Here is a 15,907-nt window from a genome sequence, read left to right on the forward strand (position 1 = left end):
CTTGTGGTTTCACACTCCGAGACCTTGCTCTGGGGCCGCATCCGGCGGGCCTGGTATCGGTGGCGAATTCCGGGAAGCCCGGTTTGCGTTACCCTGGTCTTTCAGCCGTCCTTCGGGAATCGGCAACCTTTTCAGGAGGAACGTCCTTGTTTAGCGCCATCGCGCGGATCTTCCGCACCCCAGACCTGCGGCGGAAGATCGGTTTCACCCTCGCCATCGTCGCGATCTACCGACTCGGCTCCAACGTCCCGGCTCCGTTCGTGGACTTCCCGAACGTCGAGGCGTGTCTCGCTGAGAACGCCGGCACCGATGGGCTGCTCGGGCTGGTCAACCTCTTCTCCGGCGGTGCGCTGCTGCAGCTGTCGATCTTCGCGCTCGGTGTCATGCCGTACATCACCGCGACGATCATCACTCAGCTCCTGCGCGTGGTCATCCCGCACTTCGAGGCGCTGCACAAGGAAGGTCAGGCCGGCCAGGCTCGTCTGACGCAGTACACGCGTTACCTCACGATCGCTCTCGCCCTGCTGCAGTCGACGACTCTCGTCACGGTGGCGCGCAGCGGCCAGCTCTTCGGCACCACCGATCTCGCTGCGTGCCAGCAGCTTCTGACCAATGACGTGTGGTGGGCGCAGCTGCTCATCATCATGGCGATGACGGCCGGTACCGGTCTGATCATGTGGTTCGCCGAGCTCGTCACCGAGCGCGGTATCGGCAACGGCATGTCGCTGCTCATCTTCACCTCGATCGCCGCGACGTTCCCCGGTGCCATGGCTCTCATCTGGCAGACCAAGGGCTTCGAGGTCTTCCTGCTCGTACTCCTGGTCGGGATCATCGTGATGGGGCTCGTCGTCTTCGTCGAGCAGTCCCAGCGACGCATCCCGGTGCAGTACGCCAAGCGCATGGTCGGTCGACGCACCTATGGCGGCACGAACACCTACATCCCGATCAAGGTAAACATGGCGGGTGTGATCCCCGTGATCTTCGCCTCGTCGCTGCTGTACATCCCGGCGCTCATCGCGCAGTTCAACACCCCGCAGGACGGATCGACTCCGCCCGCCTGGGTGACCTGGATCACCACGAACTTCACGACGGGCAACAGCCCCGTGTACATGGCGGCCTACTTCCTGCTGATCATCGGGTTCACGTACTTCTACGTGGCGATCACCTTCAACCCGGTCGAGGTCGCGGACAACATGAAGAAGTACGGCGGGTTCATCCCGGGCATCCGTGCGGGCCGTCCGACCGCCGAGTACCTCGACTACGTGCTCACCCGCATCACGCTTCCCGGCTCCCTCTACCTCGGTCTGATCGCGCTCATCCCGCTCATCGCCCTGGCCACCGTCGGCGCCAACCAGAACTTCCCGTTCGGCGGCGCCTCGATCCTCATCATCGTCGGTGTGGGTCTCGAGACGGTCAAGCAGATCGATGCGCAGCTGCAGCAGCGACACTACGAAGGGCTCCTCCGATGACAGCTTCCGCACGTCTTCTCATCGTCGGCCCGCAGGGCTCCGGAAAGGGCACGCAGGGCGTGCGCATCGCCGAGTCCTACGGCATCCCGGTGGTCTCGACCGGCGACATCTTCCGCGCGAACATCAAGGAAGGTACGCCTCTCGGCCAGCAGGTCACGGCGATCCTCGACAAGGGCGACCTCGTCCCGGATGAGCTGACCAGCGAGATCGTGCGCGACCGCCTGTCGCAGGACGATGCCGCTGACGGCTTCCTGCTCGACGGATACCCGCGCAACACCGCGCAGGTCGCCCACCTCGAGTCGTTCCTCTCCGAGCGGGGCGAGGCGCTCGACGCCGTCATCCTCCTCGACGTGCCGCGCGAGGAGAGCCTGGAGCGTCTGACGCTCCGTGCGACCCAGCAGGGACGTTCCGACGACACCCCTGAGGCCATCGGCCATCGCCTGGACATCTACGAGAACGAGACCGCCCCGATCCTCGAGGTATACGGCGCCAAGGGAATCGTCGACCGCATCGACGGTGTCGGCTCGCTCGACGAGATCACCGAGCGCATCGCCGAGGCTCTGGCCGCGCGCGGTCTGCGCCCCGCGGTCTCCGCTTCCTGAGATGTTCCGCCGGTCGATCTACAAGACTCCGGCTCAGCTGCGGGCCATGGTGGAGCCCGGGCTGATCACGGCCGCGGCACTGGATGCCGTCCGTCCGCTGATCAAGGCCGGAGTCACCACCCTCGAACTCGACACGGTGGCGAACCGCACGATCCTCGCCCGTGGCGCGGAGTCGAACTTCCAGCTGGTGCGCGGGTACCACCACACGACCTGCATCTCGGTGAACGAGCAGGTCGTGCACGGGATCCCGGGGGAGCGGGTGCTCCAGCCGGGTGACATCGTGTCGGTCGACTGCGGCGCGCAGTTCCGCGGGTGGAACGGCGACAGCGCGATCACGGTCGTGGTGCCCGACCCGGAGAGGCCGGAGCTCGTCGCCCGCCGCGAGGAGCTCTCCCGCGTCACCGAGGGGTCCATGTGGGCCGGGATCGCCGCCATGGCGTCCGTGTCGTCCATCGACGAGATCGGTGCGGCCATCCAGGACTACATCGAGGCTCAGGGGCCGTCAGCGGTCTCCGGCGAGCCCTACGGAATCCTGCGCGAGTACGTCGGTCACGGCATCGGACGCAAGATGCACGAGGCCCCCAGTGTCTTCAACTACCGCACGCCGGACCGCGGCGAAGACGTGAAGCCCGGCCTGGTGCTCGCGGTCGAGCCGATGGTCACCGCCGGTGGGGATGCGACCTTCATCGAGGAGGACGACTGGACCGTCACGACGGTGGACGGCACGGACGGCTCCCATTGGGAACATAGCGTCGCCCTGCATGATGGGGGTATCTGGGTGCTCACCGCGCCCGATGGTGGAAGAGCCGGACTCGCCCCGTTCGGGGTAGAGCCTCGAGAGATCGGAAAGTAATGGCAGCGGCGAAGAGCAACACCAACTGGTTCGCGATCGGCGTCTCGATCGCCGTCGTCGTGGTGCTGGTGGCGATCGGCGGTCTCGTGGTGTTCCTCAACAACCAGGCCACCTCGCCCGGTGCGACGCCCAAGGCCAACGACACGTTCAACTCCGAGACCGGAGCGATCTCGTTCGGCGACGGCGAAGACACGATCGCGGTGTTCGTCGACTTCCAGTGCCCGGTCTGCAAGACCTTCGAGGACCAGTTCGGCACGCAGCTGGAGACGGCGGCCGCGGACGGTCGTATCACCCTCGAGTACCACCCCATCGCGATCCTCGACCGCTTCTCGCAGGGAACCGAGTACTCGTCGCGTTCGGCCGGCGCCGCGGTGTGCGTCGCGGAGTCGAACCCTGAGCTCTACCTCGACTTCGCCAAGACGCTGTTCGAGAACCAGCCGGCGGAGAACACCTCGGGTCTGACCAACGACCAGCTCGCAGGCTTCGCGACGCAGGTCGGCGCGAACGACGCGGTGTCGTGCATCACCGATGAGACGTACCGCAAGTTCGGTGCCGCTCAGGCCAAGTCGCACGAGATCGGTGGGACGCCGACGGTCGAGATCAACGGAACGCGCCTCAACCTGCAGGACCAGGCCGACCTGAAGAAGTTCACCGACCTGATCAGCTGAACCGGCTGCGCGTCCGCCGCAAGCGGCCAAGTTGCCGGATGGCTCCGGAGCGTCTAACATAGATCTTTGGTGCTTTGTGCCTTGATTCGGCGTGTCCGTCGGTGCAGCACCGCAATCCCATCACCCACCGCAGATCGACCGATCTGCAGAAGCGTCAGCGAGGCTATGGCTAAGAAAGACGGTGTCATCGAGATCGAGGGCGTGATCTCCGAGGCTCTGCCCAACGCGATGTTCCGCGTTGAGCTCAGCAACGGACACAAGGTCCTTGCAACGATCTCCGGCAAGATGCGGCAGAACTACATCCGCATCATCCCCGAGGACCGTGTGGTCGTGGAGCTCAGCCCCTACGACCTGACCCGCGGCCGTATCGTCTACCGCTACCGCTGATCGGTCGAGAAGTAACGGCCTGCCCCTGCCGGGGGCGGTACGAAGACAGCGAACAGGAAACATCATGAAGGTCAACCCCAGCGTCAAGCCCATCTGCGATCACTGCAAGGTGATCCGCCGTCACGGTCGCGTCATGGTGATCTGCAAGAGCAACCCGCGTCACAAGCAGCGCCAGGGCTGAGTCCCCGGCGGGCCCGCCGGTCTGATCGACGGGCCCGCGCTGCGCGGCATCGCTCACGCACATCTCATAACTGAAAACACAACGGCAGGATCAGAACCCGCGCATGCGGGGGACACCTCGGGGCGGAGGCCCGGGCACCGATCCTGTTCCACACCTCCACAACACCCAGGAGAACCGCATGGCACGTCTTGCCGGCGTTGACATCCCGCGCGACAAGCGCGTGGTGATCGCCCTTACCTACATCTACGGCGTCGGCCGTACCCGCTCGGTCGAGATCCTCAAGGCGACGGACATCGACGAGAGCATCCGCGTGAAGGACCTCAGCGACGACCAGCTGATCGCCCTCCGCGACCACATCGAAGGCAACTACAAGGTGGAGGGTGACCTTCGCCGCGAGGTTGCAGCAGACATCCGCCGCAAGGTCGAGATCGGCTCCTACGAGGGCATCCGCCACCGTCGTGGTCTCCCGGTCCGTGGTCAGCGCACCAAGACCAACGCCCGTACCCGCAAGGGCCCGAAGCGCACCGTCGCAGGCAAGAAGAAGGCCCGCTAAGCGCGGCCCCAGGGACTAGGAGAACACTTTCATGGCTGCACCCAAGGCCGCCGCGCGCAAGCCGCGCCGCAAGGAAAAGAAGAACATCGCGCTGGGCCAGGCCCACATCAAGTCGACGTTCAACAACACGATCGTCTCGATCACCGACCCGTCCGGCGCCGTCATCGCCTGGGCATCGTCGGGTGGCGTGGGCTTCAAGGGCTCCCGCAAGTCGACCCCGTACGCCGCCGGCATGGCCGCCGAGTCCGCTGCCCGTCAGGCTGCGGAGCACGGCGTCAAGAAGGTCGACGTCCTCGTGAAGGGTCCGGGCTCCGGCCGCGAGACCGCGATCCGTTCGCTCCAGGCCGCAGGCCTCGAGGTCGGCTCGATCCAGGACGTCACCCCGCAGGCGCACAACGGCTGCCGTCCGCCGAAGCGTCGCCGCGTCTGATTCGCGTGTCGAGCCGCTCGGTCCCTTCGCGGTCTGAGCGGCTCGACGCCCGCGTGCGGGCATCGACTTCCACAACTCAAAACCTCACCCCACCACATGTCATATAGCGGGCATGTGATCGAAAGGAACACAGAGTGCTTATTGCACAGCGTCCCACACTGACCGAGGAAAAGATCGTCGAGAACCGTAGCCGGTTCATCATCGAGCCTCTGGAGCCCGGCTTCGGTTACACGATCGGCAACGCGCTGCGCCGCAGCCTGCTGTCGTCGATCCCCGGTGCTGCTGTCACCAGCGTTCGCATCGACGGCGTGCTGCACGAGTTCAGCACCATCCCCGGCGTGAAGGAGGATGTCACCGAGATCATCCTCAACATCAAGCAGCTCGTCGTCTCGTCGGAGCGCGATGAGCCCATCACCGCGTACCTGCGCAAGACCGGTGCGGGCGAAGTCACCGCCGCTGACATCTCGGCTCCGGCCGGTGTCGAGGTGCAGAACCCCGAGCTCGTCATCGCGACGCTGAACGACACCGCGAAGTTCGAGCTCGAGCTCACCATCGAGCGTGGCCGTGGCTACGTCTCGGCGACGCAGAACCGTAACGAGTACGCCGAGGCCGGTCAGATCCCGATCGACTCGATCTACTCGCCGGTCCTCAAGGTCAGCTACCGCGTCGACGCGACCCGTGCCGGGGAGCGCACCGACTTCGACAAGCTCGTCCTCGACGTCGAGACGAAGTCGGCGATCAGCCCCCGCGACGCCGTCGCTTCGGCTGCGAAGACGCTCACCGAGCTGTTCGGTCTCGCCCGCGAGCTGAACGTCGAGGCTGAGGGCATCGAGATCGGCCCGGCGCCGGTGGAGGCTGTGAACTCCAGCGAGCTGTCGATGCCGATCGAGGACCTCGACCTGTCGGTCCGCTCGTACAACTGCCTGAAGCGTGAGGGCATCAACACTGTTTCCGAGCTCGTCGCCCTGTCGGAGACGCAGCTCATGAACATCCGCAATTTCGGCCAGAAGTCGGTCGACGAGGTGCGCGACAAGCTCATCTCGCTCGGTCTGTCGCTCAAGGATTCGGTGCCCGGTTTCGACGGCGCCCACTTCTACGGCGGCAGCGAAGACGAGTCCTTCTGATACCCGACCTTTCTGACCAGGAGTTAGACGATTATGCCCAAGCCCACTAAGGGTCCCCGCCTCGGAGGCGGCCCCGCCCACGAGCGCCTGATGCTTGCCAACCTCGCGGCGGCGCTCTACACCCACAAGTCGATCAAGACGACCGAGACCAAGGCCAAGCGCCTTCGTCCGCTCGCCGAGCGACTGATCACGTTCGCCAAGCGTGGCGACCTGCACGCGCGTCGTCGCGTGCTGTCGGTCATCGGTGACAAGGAAGTCGTGCACATCCTGTTCTCCGAGATCGCGCCGCTCGTCGCGGACCGTGAGGGTGGCTACACCCGCATCACGAAGGTCGGCAACCGCAAGGGCGACAACGCTCCGATGGCCGTGATCGAGCTCGTCCTCGAGCCCGTCACCCCGAAGGCGAAGTCGACCAAGAAGGCTGCTGCTCCGAAGGCCGAGAAGGCGGAAGAGCCGGCTGAGGTCGTCGAGGAGGCTCCCGCTGAGGAGGCTCCCGCCGACGAGACCGTCGAGGCCGGCGCCGAGTCGCAGGCCGAAGGCGAAGCAGCCGAGGCTGCCGCCGAGGACGCCGTCGAGAAGAAGTCCGAGTAAGCACTCGTTCACGAAGAAGCCCGCCACCCTCTCGGGGTGGCGGGCTTCTTCGTGTTGCGGCGACCTGTCAGCGCGCGCGCAGATCCTTGCGCAGGATCTTGCCCGAGCTCGACTTGGGGATCACATCGATGAACTCCACCTGCCGGACCTTCTCGTGCGGTGCCACGTGTGCGGCGACGTGGGCCATGACCGCCTCGGCGTCGAGGTCGGCGCCCGGCTGACGGACGACGAACGCCTTCGGCACCTCCTGCCCGTCTTCATCGAAGGCGCCGATGACGGCGGCGTCGGCGATGGCGGGGTGCTCGAGCAGCACCGCTTCCAGCACGGCGGGAGCCACCTGGTAGCCCTTGTACTTGATCAGCTCCTTGAGCCGGTCGACGATCCGGTAGATGCCGTCGTGGGTGACGGTGGCCACATCGCCGGTGTGCAACCAGCCATCGGCGTCGAGCATCTCCGCCGTGGCATCCGGACGGTTGAGGTAGCCGACCATCACCTGGGGTCCGCGCACGCACAGCTCACCGGGCTCGCTCGCACCCTCCGTGGGAACCGCGACGTCTTCGCCCGAGTCGGGGTCGACGAGGCGTGCTTCCGTGTTCGGGACGAGCGGACCGATGCTCGAGCGGTCGATGTCGGTGCGTGTCTCCGAGGTGAGGTTCACCGCGGGGCTGGTCTCGGTCATGCCGTACCCCTGGGTGACGATGCAGCCCAGGCGCGTGGCCACGGCCGATGCCAGTGCTCCGTCGAGAGGGGCGGCGCCGGAGAAGACCACCTTCACAGAGGACAGGTCGTACTGGTCGATGATCGGGTGCTTCGCAAGGGCGACCGCGATCGGGGGAGCGACGAACACCCAGGTGGTGCGGTGCTCGGCGATGATGCGCAGGAACTCGGGAAGGTCGAACTTCGGCATCGTGACGAGCCCGGCCCGCTGTCGCAGTGCGAAGTTCAGCAGCACCGTCATGCCGTAGATGTGGAAGAAGGGCAGCACGGCGAGCACCCGATCGCTCGCGTCGACGCCGAGCACGGGGCGACACTGCGACACGTTGGCGACCAGGTTGCGATGTGTGAGCATCACACCCTTCGGCCGCCCGGTCGTGCCCGAGGAATAGGGGAGGACGGCGAGGTGGGTCGAGGGGTCGAAGGACACGTCCGGCGCAGGGTGCCCCTCGCCGAGGAGCGCAGCGAGCGAGGGGTGTCCGTCCACGCCGTCGAGCACGATCACATGATCGGCGTCGAAGCCGAGCTTCTCGGCAGCGGCCTGAGCTCCGGGGAGGAGCGGAGAGACCGTCACGAGCCAGGTCGCACCGGCGTCGGTGAGCTGGTTCGCGATCTCGTCCGCCGTGTAGAGGGAGTTGATCGTGGTGGCTGTCGCCCCTGCGCGGAGGATGCCGTGGAACACGGTCGCGAAGGCGGGGACGTTCGGGCAGAGCACCCCGACCGTCGTTCCGACACCCACGCCCCGCGCCGCGAGAGCGCCGGCGAACAGATCGATCTGCCCGACGAGTTGACGATAGGTGGTGGTCGCGCCGCTCATGCCGTCGACGAGCGCGACGGTGTCGAGCTCCGCATCGGTGAGATCGCCGAAGAGGAACTGGTGGATGGAGACCTCGGGGATCTCCACATCGGGATAGGTACTGCGAACCATGAGATCTCCTTCGATCCGGGCAGGCTGACGACGTCGTCGGATGCGATCCAGTGTCGCACATAATGGCACTGCGTCCCAGGGGAGAAGCGTGCGTCCGAGAGTCAGACGGCGGCGCGATACCGGGTGCTCGGGCGGCCTTTGGTCGAGTAGTCGAGGGAGCGCGTCGCGCTGCCGGACGCGGCGAGGTGCTCGAGGTAGCGGCGGGCGCTCACGCGCGAGATGTCGAGATCCTCGCCGATCTCGGTCGCCGACGCATCGGGACGGGCGACGAGGGCGGCGGAGACGCGACCGAGCGTCTCCGCGCTGAGACCCTTGGGCAGGCCCAGTCGCTGCCGGAAGGCGATGATCGCATCCGCTGCCTCCACCCGGCGGACCACGTCGTGCAGCTCGGTGTGATCGCGCAGCAGCAGCGTCGCGCCGATGCCTCCGGTGCCCGCATCGCTTCCGGTGCTCCGGGCGACGAGCACGTGCGACCCCACGATCACCGGGCGTCCGGCCGACTCGCCCTCTCGGAGCACGGTCGTGAGCTCCTCGCCCAAGACGTCGGCGGCGGGCTCCCCGTCGAGATCTGCGGCGTCCCGGTCCAGGAAGCGGGCGGCGGCGTCGTTCACGAGTGTGATCCGTCCGCTGTCGTCGACCGTGATCACCCCTTCGCTGAGACCGTGCAGCGTGGTCTCCTGGTTCTTGACGAGGGCGGCGATCTGATGCGGCTCGAGACGGTAGATGCGTCGCCGGATGATCGAGGTCACCCACGCGGATCCGAACACCCCGAGCACGGCTGCGGCCAGCATGGCGGAGATCAACCACACGAGGTTGGACGAGAACTCCTCGCTGAGCTCCGATTCGAGGATGCCGACGGACGCGGTGCCTATCACGTCGCCCTCATCGTCGCGGATGGGCACCTTGACCCGCCAGGAGGTGCCCAGCGTGCCGGTCTGCGTGCCGACGTAGATCTCGCCCGACAGCGGGATCGACGGATCGGTGGAGACCTTCTCCCCGATGCGGTCGGGGTTCGGGTGGGAGTAGCGGATACCCTCCTCGTTCGCGACGACGACGTAGGCGAGATCGGAAGCCTCGCGGATGACCTCGGCGATCGGCTGGATCACGGCGGACGGCTCGACGTCGTCGAAGGCCGCGTGCACCGTGGGGAGGGCGGCGACCGATTGCGCGACGGCCTGCATCCGATCCTTGTAGGCCTCACGCAGCGCCTGCTCCTGGAACGCTCCGGCCACGATGCCGGTCGCCAGGGTCACCAGGAACACGATCAGCGCCTGCAGCACGAGCAACTGCACGCGGAGCGTCATCTTCGAGGCCACCTGCTCATTCTGGCCTCTCCCCGACTGGGGCGCGAGCGGGGCCTGGAGGCACTCGCGACCAATAGTTCCGAAACTCCGACCAATGGTTTCCGAAGCTGGAGCAGGTGTTCTCCGACCTCCATGGTGGAGCCACAGCATCACGAACGCTCAAGGAGGAGCGCACATGAAGAACGCCCGAATCGGAACGTGGACCGCCCTGGCCGCGGTGGCCGCACTCACACTCACCTCGTGCGCCGGAGGCAGCGCAGCGACCGACGACGGGGGAGGGGAAGCCGAGGTCGCCGCGATCACCGACGTCTCGATCGTCGTGCCGGCGGACCCCGGTGGTGGATGGGATCAGACCGGACGTGCCCTGTCGCAGGTGCTCACCCAGGATGACCTCGTGACCTCAGCTCCCGTGACCAACGTCGGCGGTGCAGGCGGCACCGTCGGCCTCGCGCAGCTCGCGAACGAGAAGGACCCGAACACGCTGATGGTGATGGGTCTGGTCATGGTCGGCGCCGTCGAGACCAACGCCTCGGCGGTGCGGATCCAGGACACCACCCCGATCGCCCGGCTCACCGACGAGCCGCTCGTCGTGGTGGTGCCGGCGGACTCGAAGTACGACACCCTCGAAGAGCTCGTGGAGGACATCGTCGACAACGGCCAGTCCGTCACGATCACGGGCGGCTCCGCTGGTGGCGCCGACCACATCCTCGCCGGACTGATGCTCGAGGAGGCCGGGCTCGACGGCGCTGAGATCGCGGAGAAGCTCAACTACACCCCGAACTCCGGTGGCGGGGAGGCCGTTCCGCTGCTCATCGGCGGCAAGGTCGCTGCGGGCATCTCGGGCGTGGGCGAGTTCGCGCAGCATGTCGAGAGCGGCGCGCTCAGGGCCTTGGCGGTATCGAGCGAGGAGCCGGTGTCGCAGCTTCCCGAGGTGCCGACCATCACCGAAGAGGGCTATGACGTGGTGCTCACCAACTGGCGCGGCGTGATCGCCCCCGGCGGCATCTCCGACGGCGAGAAGGACGAGCTCGTGCGGGTGATCACCGAACTGCATGAGTCCGACGCCTGGACGGAGCAGCTCGAGACCAAGGGGTGGACCGACGCGTTCCTGGTGGGCGAGGAGTTCGACGAGTTCGTCACGGGGAACATCGAAGAGGTCACCGCGACGCTGAAGAACATCGGTCTGGTGCAGTGACATGACGGTCCCCGCATCGTCGGGGACCGGGGAGCGGGGGGTGCGGGTCGACCACGACGGTCGGCTCGCACGCCGCTCTCCGTCCGTCCCCATCGGCGAACTCGTGTTCGCCGGAATCATGGTCGCGCTCGGTGTCTTCGCCGTCGTCGGCATCTTCCTGATCCATGTCCCCGTCGGCATGAAGGCCGGCCCCACGGTCTTCCCGATCTTCGTCTCCGTGATCCTGCTCGCCTCCGCGGTCGCCGTGCTCGTCGGCGTGCTGCGCGGGAAGCGGGGCGGCGCCGAGGAGGCGGAAGACATCGATGAGAGTCTGCCCACCGACTGGGTCACCCTCGCCAAGCTGGCCGGCCTCGTCGTCGCGCACCTGCTCCTGATCGAACCCCTCGGATGGGCACCCGCTGCGGCCCTGCTGTTCGGCGGGGTGGCGTGGTCGCTCGCCGCCAAGCGGTGGTGGATGGCGTTCCTCGTCGGCATCATCGTGGCTCTCGTGATCCAGGTCGTCTTCGGCGGTCTGCTCGGTCTGTCGCTGCCGTGGGGCCCCGCCCTCGGCTGGCTCGGAAGGATGTTCTGATGGACAGCTGGACTCTGCTCCTGGAGGGCTTCGCGACCGCGCTGCAGCCCGAGTACCTCGCGTTCGCCTTCCTCGGGGTCTTCGTCGGCACCGCGGTCGGCGTGCTCCCCGGCATCGGCCCCGCCATGACGGTGGCGCTGCTGCTGCCTCTCACCTACACGCTCGATCCCGCCGCCGCGCTGATCACCTTCGCGGGCATCTACTACGGCGGCATGTACGGCGGCTCGACCACGAGCATCCTCCTGAACACCCCGGGGGAGTCGGCCTCGATCGTCACGGCTATCGAGGGCAACAAGATGGCCAGGATGGGACGAGGTGCCGCCGCCCTCGCCACCGCTGCCATCGGGTCGTTCATCGCCGGCACGCTGGCGACCCTCGGGCTGACCCTCCTCGCTCCGCTGCTCGCGCAGTTCGCGGTGAACCTCGGACCCGCCGACTATGTCGCCCTCATCGTGATCGCGTTCATCACGGTCGGTGCGCTGATCGGCAGCTCGATCTCGCGCGGCATGCTCTCGCTCGGCGTCGGCCTGTTCCTCGGGCTCGTCGGCACCGACTGGCTCTCCGGTCAGCAGCGCTACACGCTGGGTCTGCCCGCGCTTTCCGACGGCGTCGACATCGTCCTGGTCGCCGTCGGGCTGTTCGCGGTCGGTGAGACGTTCTACATCGCGGCCCGACTGCGACACGGCGGCATCGACGTGATCCCGGTCACCCGCGGGTGGCGGTCCTGGATGACGAAGTCCGATTGGCGCAGGTCCTGGAAGCCCTGGTTGCGGGGCACCGCGATCGGTTTCCCGATCGGGACGATCCCCGCCGGTGGTGCGGACGTGGCCACGTTCCTGTCGTATGCGATGGAGCGGAAGCTGTCGAAGCACAAGGACGAGTTCGGGCGCGGAGCGATCGAGGGCGTCGCCGGGCCCGAGTCAGCCAACAATGCGGCGGCGGCCGGCGTGCTGGTACCCCTGCTCACCCTGGGCCTGCCGACCACGGCGACCGCGGCGATCATCCTCACCGCGTTCCAGTCGTACGGGATCCAGCCGGGGCCGCTGCTTTTCGAGAGCCAGTCGAACCTGGTGTGGGCGCTCATCGCGAGCCTCTACATCGGCAACGTGATCCTGATCGTGCTCAACCTGCCGCTCGTGGGCATGTGGGTGAAGCTGCTGCAGATCCCGCGGCCGTACCTGTACGCGGGCATCCTGCTGTTCGCGGTGTTCGGTGCGTATGCGCTGCACAGCTCGCCGTCGGACATCGTGATCCTGCTGATCGTCGGCATTCTCGGCTACTTCATGCGCAGATACGGTTATCCCGTGGCACCGCTCGTGGTCGGGATGATCCTCGGGCCGATGGCCGAGGAGCAGCTGCGCAAGGCACTGCAGCTGAGTCAGGGCGACCTGAGCACGCTGATCATGCAGCCGTTCGCCGCGATCGCCTACGGGGTGCTCGCGCTCCTGATCGTCGGGGGACTGTGGCTGCGACGTCGTCAGCGCCGTTACGAGCAGGCTCTGACCGAGTCGATCGCCGTGCCGATCAAGGCGGACTCCGAAGTCTGATCCGACACATGGATTCGGGAGGGGCAGGAGGCCGCGAGTAGGCTGATCCGGTGAATGATGTCCAGGCCCCCGCACGAGGGCCTCGTGCCTACGCGGCGTTCATCGGGATCGGCCTCCTCGCCGGCCTCCTCTCCGGACTCTTCGGCGTGGGTGGTGGAACGGTCATCGTCCCGCTGCTCGTGCTCCTGCTGCATTTCGACCAGCGCCTCGCCGCCGGCACGTCGCTCGCGGCGATCGTGCCGACGGCCAGCGTGGGAGTGATCTCGTACGCGACGACCGGGTCGGTGGCCTGGATCCCTGCGATCATCCTCGCGGCAGGTGCTGTGGTCGGCGCGCAGATCGGCACCCGACTGCTGCCGCGCATCTCGCAGACGGCGCTGCGCTGGGGTTTCGTGGGCTTCCTCGTCGTGGTGATCGTCAGCCTCTTCCTGGTCATCCCGTCGCGCGACGCCGCCTTCGAACTCACCTGGCTCACCGGCATCGCCCTCGTCGGGGTGGGCATCGGCACCGGCATCCTCGCCGGACTGATCGGCGTCGGCGGTGGAGTGATCGTGGTGCCCGTGCTGATGCTGGCCTTCGGCACGAGCGATCTGGTGGCCAAAGGCACCTCGCTGCTCATGATGATCCCCACGGCGATCTCGGGCACCGTGGGAAACGTCCGCAATCGAAACGTCGATCTGCTGGCCGCCCTGCTGATCGGAGTCTCCGCCTGCACGACGACCGCTCTCGGGGCCTGGCTGGCGACGATCGTCGACCCCACCCTGGGCAACATGCTGTTCGCGGCATACCTCGTCGTGATCGCGGTGCAGATGGCCATGAAGGCGATCAGAGGGCGCAAGCGCGCCTGACCGGCGCGTGGATGAAAGGATCCTCATCCACGGCTCATCTGGGCATCATGATCGACCGGCATCATGGGGTCATGTCCACCCCACGACGCCTCCTCGTCACCGGCGCGCTGATCGCGATCCCCGTCGCCTTCGCGGTCGGAGGCGTCGTGCTGGTCCAGATGCCGCCATCGCCGCAGATCCCCTCCGAGCCCGTCACGGTGCAGCTGGCACCGCCGGTGCCGAGCGAGGAACCTGCGCCCGCACCTGCTCCGGTCGTACCCGCTCCTGCGCCTGCCCCTCCGCCTGCTCCCGCCCCTGCTCCGGCCCCTGCTCCCGCACCGCCGGCGCCGCCCGCAGGTGACGACGATGACGACGACGGCGGCGACGATGACTGATGCGCCCACGCTGCCCCTCGACCTCGAGGGCCCCGGCTCCGCGGCGCCGCGGAATGCGCGACCGATCCCTCACGTCTCCGGGTCGGCCGGTGCACCGCTGCGGACGCTGCGCCGTCGCACGCTGCCCGCGCGCTGGCGGATCACCCTGTGGATCATCCTCAGCACCGCGATCACGCTGCTCGCGGTCGGCATGATCGGTCGCAGCATCTTCCTCGCTGGCGTCGAGCAGTCGGCCAACGCGGAGATCGAACAGGAGGCTGCGGAGTTCGCCCGTTTCGCGGAGGACGCCGCCGTCAGCGGTCACACCACACCGGAGGAACTGGTCAGCGAGTACGTCGCCCGGCAGTCCGTGCACGAGAACGAGGTCGTCGTCGCATCCGTCGGCGACGAGGTGGTCGCTGTCGCGAACGGACGGGTGGAGGCGACCGATCCGGGCACGCTCTCCGCCGTGCCAGGGGGAGAAGCGCTCGTGACCGGTCTGCTCGGCCAGTCGGCGACCTCCGGCGCGATGGAGACGCGGGACGTGGGACCCCTGCGCTGGGGGCGACTGGAGTTCACCGCAGGGGACCGCGCGGGTGCCGTCCTGATCGTGCAGTACACGCAGGAAGCACGATCCCAGGTCGATGCCGGGTTCACCACGATCGCGTGGGTCGCGTTGATCGGCATCGTGCTCAGCTCGGGCGTCGCCTGGCTCGTGGCCGGTCAGATCCTCGCTCCCGTGCGTGAGGTCTACCGCGTCGCCCGCGACATCGGGGAGCACGATCTCTCTGCGCGGGTGCCGGTCGAGGGGACGGACGACATCGCCGCCGTGGCCGCCACCTTCAATCAGATGCTCGACCGCCTCGAAGCCGTGCACGCCACGCAGCAGCGCTTCGTCGACGACGCGGGCCACGAGCTGCGCACGCCGATCACGATCGTGCGCGGGCAGTTGGAGCTCTTGAGCGAGGATCCGGAGGAGCGGGCGGCGACCCTGCGACTCGTGAGCGACGAGCTCGATCGGATGAGCCGCATCGTCACCGACCTGCTCGTCCTCGCCCGCGCCGAGCAGCCCGACTTCGTGCGGATCGCGGAGTGCGACGTCGCCGCCCTCACCCTCGACATCGAGGCCAAGGCGCAGAACCTCGGTGATCGCCGCTGGCAGCTCATGGAAGTGGCCGAAGGCACAGCGCCTCTCGACCCGCAGCGGGTCACCCAGGCCGTGCTGCAGCTCGCGGCGAACGCGGTGCAGGTCACGGAACAGGGCGACCGCATCCTGATCGGCTCGCGCTTCGACGGCCAGGGCGGGGAACGCCGATTGCGGCTGTGGGTGCGCGACAGCGGCCCCGGAGTCGCAGCGGCCGACGCCGAGCGCATCTTCGAGCGTTTCGCCCGCGGAGACAGTTCCGGCGCACGCCGCGGCTCGGGCCTCGGTCTCGCGATCGTGCGGGCGATCACCGACGGCCACGACGGCTCGGCCTGGGTCGACAGCGTCGTCGGGGAGGGCGCCGCTTTCGGGATCGATCTCCCTGCGCCAACCACCGCCTCGACCACCGTGCCACCGCAGTCCGCGTCAGAGAGGAGCGAGTGAG

The 15,907-nt window shown here is 67.4% G+C and carries 18 protein-coding genes; 16 read left to right on the forward strand and 2 right to left on the reverse strand.

What is annotated here, in order from left to right; all coding sequences use genetic code 11:
- Nucleotides 1-146: 146 nt before the first annotated feature.
- From secY to rplQ, 10 genes are all read left to right on the forward strand, one after another.
- A complete protein-coding gene (secY, locus tag RN51_RS14060; protein ID WP_045264648.1) occupies nucleotides 147-1,469 on the forward strand; it encodes a preprotein translocase subunit SecY in 1,323 nt (440 codons plus the stop codon).
- Nucleotides 1,466-2,071: an adenylate kinase gene (locus tag RN51_RS14065; protein ID WP_045264649.1), complete on the forward strand. Its 606-nt coding sequence runs from the start codon at nucleotides 1,466-1,468 to the stop codon at nucleotides 2,069-2,071. The genes secY and RN51_RS14065 overlap by 4 nt, the downstream gene beginning before the upstream one ends.
- Nucleotide 2,072: 1 nt before the next feature.
- Nucleotides 2,073-2,924 (forward strand): type I methionyl aminopeptidase, encoded by an 852-nt coding sequence (gene map / locus RN51_RS14070; RefSeq protein ID WP_045264650.1) that lies wholly within the window; start codon nucleotides 2,073-2,075, stop codon nucleotides 2,922-2,924.
- Entirely contained in the window at nucleotides 2,924-3,592 is a 669-nt protein-coding gene (locus RN51_RS14075; protein ID WP_045264651.1) for a DsbA family protein, read from the forward strand. Before map ends, RN51_RS14075 begins: the two co-directional genes overlap by 1 nt.
- Before the next feature lie 165 nt (nucleotides 3,593-3,757).
- Nucleotides 3,758-3,979 (forward strand): translation initiation factor IF-1, encoded by a 222-nt coding sequence (gene infA, locus RN51_RS14080; RefSeq protein ID WP_017201569.1) that lies wholly within the window; start codon nucleotides 3,758-3,760, stop codon nucleotides 3,977-3,979.
- A gap of 64 nt (nucleotides 3,980-4,043) precedes the next feature.
- On the forward strand, nucleotides 4,044-4,160 hold the full coding sequence (gene rpmJ / locus RN51_RS14085; RefSeq protein ID WP_005050492.1) for a 50S ribosomal protein L36: 117 nt from the start codon (nucleotides 4,044-4,046) through the stop codon (nucleotides 4,158-4,160).
- A 178-nt stretch (nucleotides 4,161-4,338) separates the two neighbouring features.
- The gene (gene rpsM / locus RN51_RS14090) at nucleotides 4,339-4,713 is read left to right on the forward strand and encodes a 30S ribosomal protein S13 (RefSeq protein ID WP_017201568.1); all 375 of its coding nucleotides are present in this window, start codon (nucleotides 4,339-4,341) and stop codon (nucleotides 4,711-4,713) included.
- A 31-nt stretch (nucleotides 4,714-4,744) separates the two neighbouring features.
- The gene (gene rpsK / locus RN51_RS14095) at nucleotides 4,745-5,143 is read left to right on the forward strand and encodes a 30S ribosomal protein S11 (RefSeq protein ID WP_017829189.1); all 399 of its coding nucleotides are present in this window, start codon (nucleotides 4,745-4,747) and stop codon (nucleotides 5,141-5,143) included.
- 134 nt (nucleotides 5,144-5,277) lie between these two features.
- On the forward strand, nucleotides 5,278-6,267 hold the full coding sequence (locus tag RN51_RS14100; protein ID WP_021201111.1) for a DNA-directed RNA polymerase subunit alpha: 990 nt from the start codon (nucleotides 5,278-5,280) through the stop codon (nucleotides 6,265-6,267).
- Nucleotides 6,268-6,300: 33 nt separating this feature from the next.
- Nucleotides 6,301-6,858 (forward strand): 50S ribosomal protein L17, encoded by a 558-nt coding sequence (gene rplQ / locus RN51_RS14105; protein ID WP_045264652.1) that lies wholly within the window; start codon nucleotides 6,301-6,303, stop codon nucleotides 6,856-6,858.
- 67 nt (nucleotides 6,859-6,925) lie between these two features.
- On the opposite strand, the gene RN51_RS14110 is transcribed toward rplQ, so the two are convergent.
- Both RN51_RS14110 and RN51_RS14115 read right to left on the reverse strand, forming a co-directional pair.
- Nucleotides 6,926-8,500 (reverse strand): AMP-binding protein, encoded by a 1,575-nt coding sequence (locus tag RN51_RS14110; RefSeq protein WP_045264653.1) that lies wholly within the window; start codon nucleotides 8,498-8,500, stop codon nucleotides 6,926-6,928.
- 101 nt (nucleotides 8,501-8,601) lie between these two features.
- The gene (locus tag RN51_RS14115) at nucleotides 8,602-9,816 is read right to left on the reverse strand and encodes a PAS domain-containing protein (protein WP_045264654.1); all 1,215 of its coding nucleotides are present in this window, start codon (nucleotides 9,814-9,816) and stop codon (nucleotides 8,602-8,604) included.
- Nucleotides 9,817-9,979: 163 nt separating this feature from the next.
- On the opposite strand from RN51_RS14115, the gene RN51_RS14120 reads away from it, so the two are divergent.
- The 6 genes from RN51_RS14120 to RN51_RS14145 all read left to right on the forward strand — a co-directional run bounded on the left by RN51_RS14120 (nucleotide 9,980) and on the right by RN51_RS14145 (nucleotide 15,906).
- A complete protein-coding gene (locus tag RN51_RS14120; RefSeq protein WP_045264655.1) occupies nucleotides 9,980-10,999 on the forward strand; it encodes a Bug family tripartite tricarboxylate transporter substrate binding protein in 1,020 nt (339 codons plus the stop codon).
- Nucleotide 11,000: 1 nt separating this feature from the next.
- Nucleotides 11,001-11,570, forward strand: coding sequence for a tripartite tricarboxylate transporter TctB family protein (locus RN51_RS14125; protein ID WP_231579308.1), 570 nt, complete (start codon nucleotides 11,001-11,003; stop codon nucleotides 11,568-11,570).
- Nucleotides 11,570-13,117 (forward strand): tripartite tricarboxylate transporter permease, encoded by a 1,548-nt coding sequence (locus RN51_RS14130; protein ID WP_045264656.1) that lies wholly within the window; start codon nucleotides 11,570-11,572, stop codon nucleotides 13,115-13,117. Before RN51_RS14125 ends, RN51_RS14130 begins: the two co-directional genes overlap by 1 nt.
- A 50-nt stretch (nucleotides 13,118-13,167) precedes the next feature.
- Nucleotides 13,168-13,965 (forward strand): sulfite exporter TauE/SafE family protein, encoded by a 798-nt coding sequence (locus tag RN51_RS14135; protein WP_045264657.1) that lies wholly within the window; start codon nucleotides 13,168-13,170, stop codon nucleotides 13,963-13,965.
- Between the two features lie 71 nt (nucleotides 13,966-14,036).
- On the forward strand, nucleotides 14,037-14,339 hold the full coding sequence (locus RN51_RS14140; RefSeq protein WP_045264751.1) for a hypothetical protein: 303 nt from the start codon (nucleotides 14,037-14,039) through the stop codon (nucleotides 14,337-14,339).
- A complete protein-coding gene (locus RN51_RS14145; RefSeq protein ID WP_082066608.1) occupies nucleotides 14,332-15,906 on the forward strand; it encodes a sensor histidine kinase in 1,575 nt (524 codons plus the stop codon). The genes RN51_RS14140 and RN51_RS14145 overlap by 8 nt, the downstream gene beginning before the upstream one ends.
- Nucleotide 15,907: the final 1 nt, after the last annotated feature.

It is taken from the genome of Microbacterium oxydans, from assembly GCF_000956405.1.
In the GTDB taxonomy this organism is placed as follows: Bacteria; Actinomycetota; Actinomycetes; order Actinomycetales; family Microbacteriaceae; genus Microbacterium; species Microbacterium oxydans_C.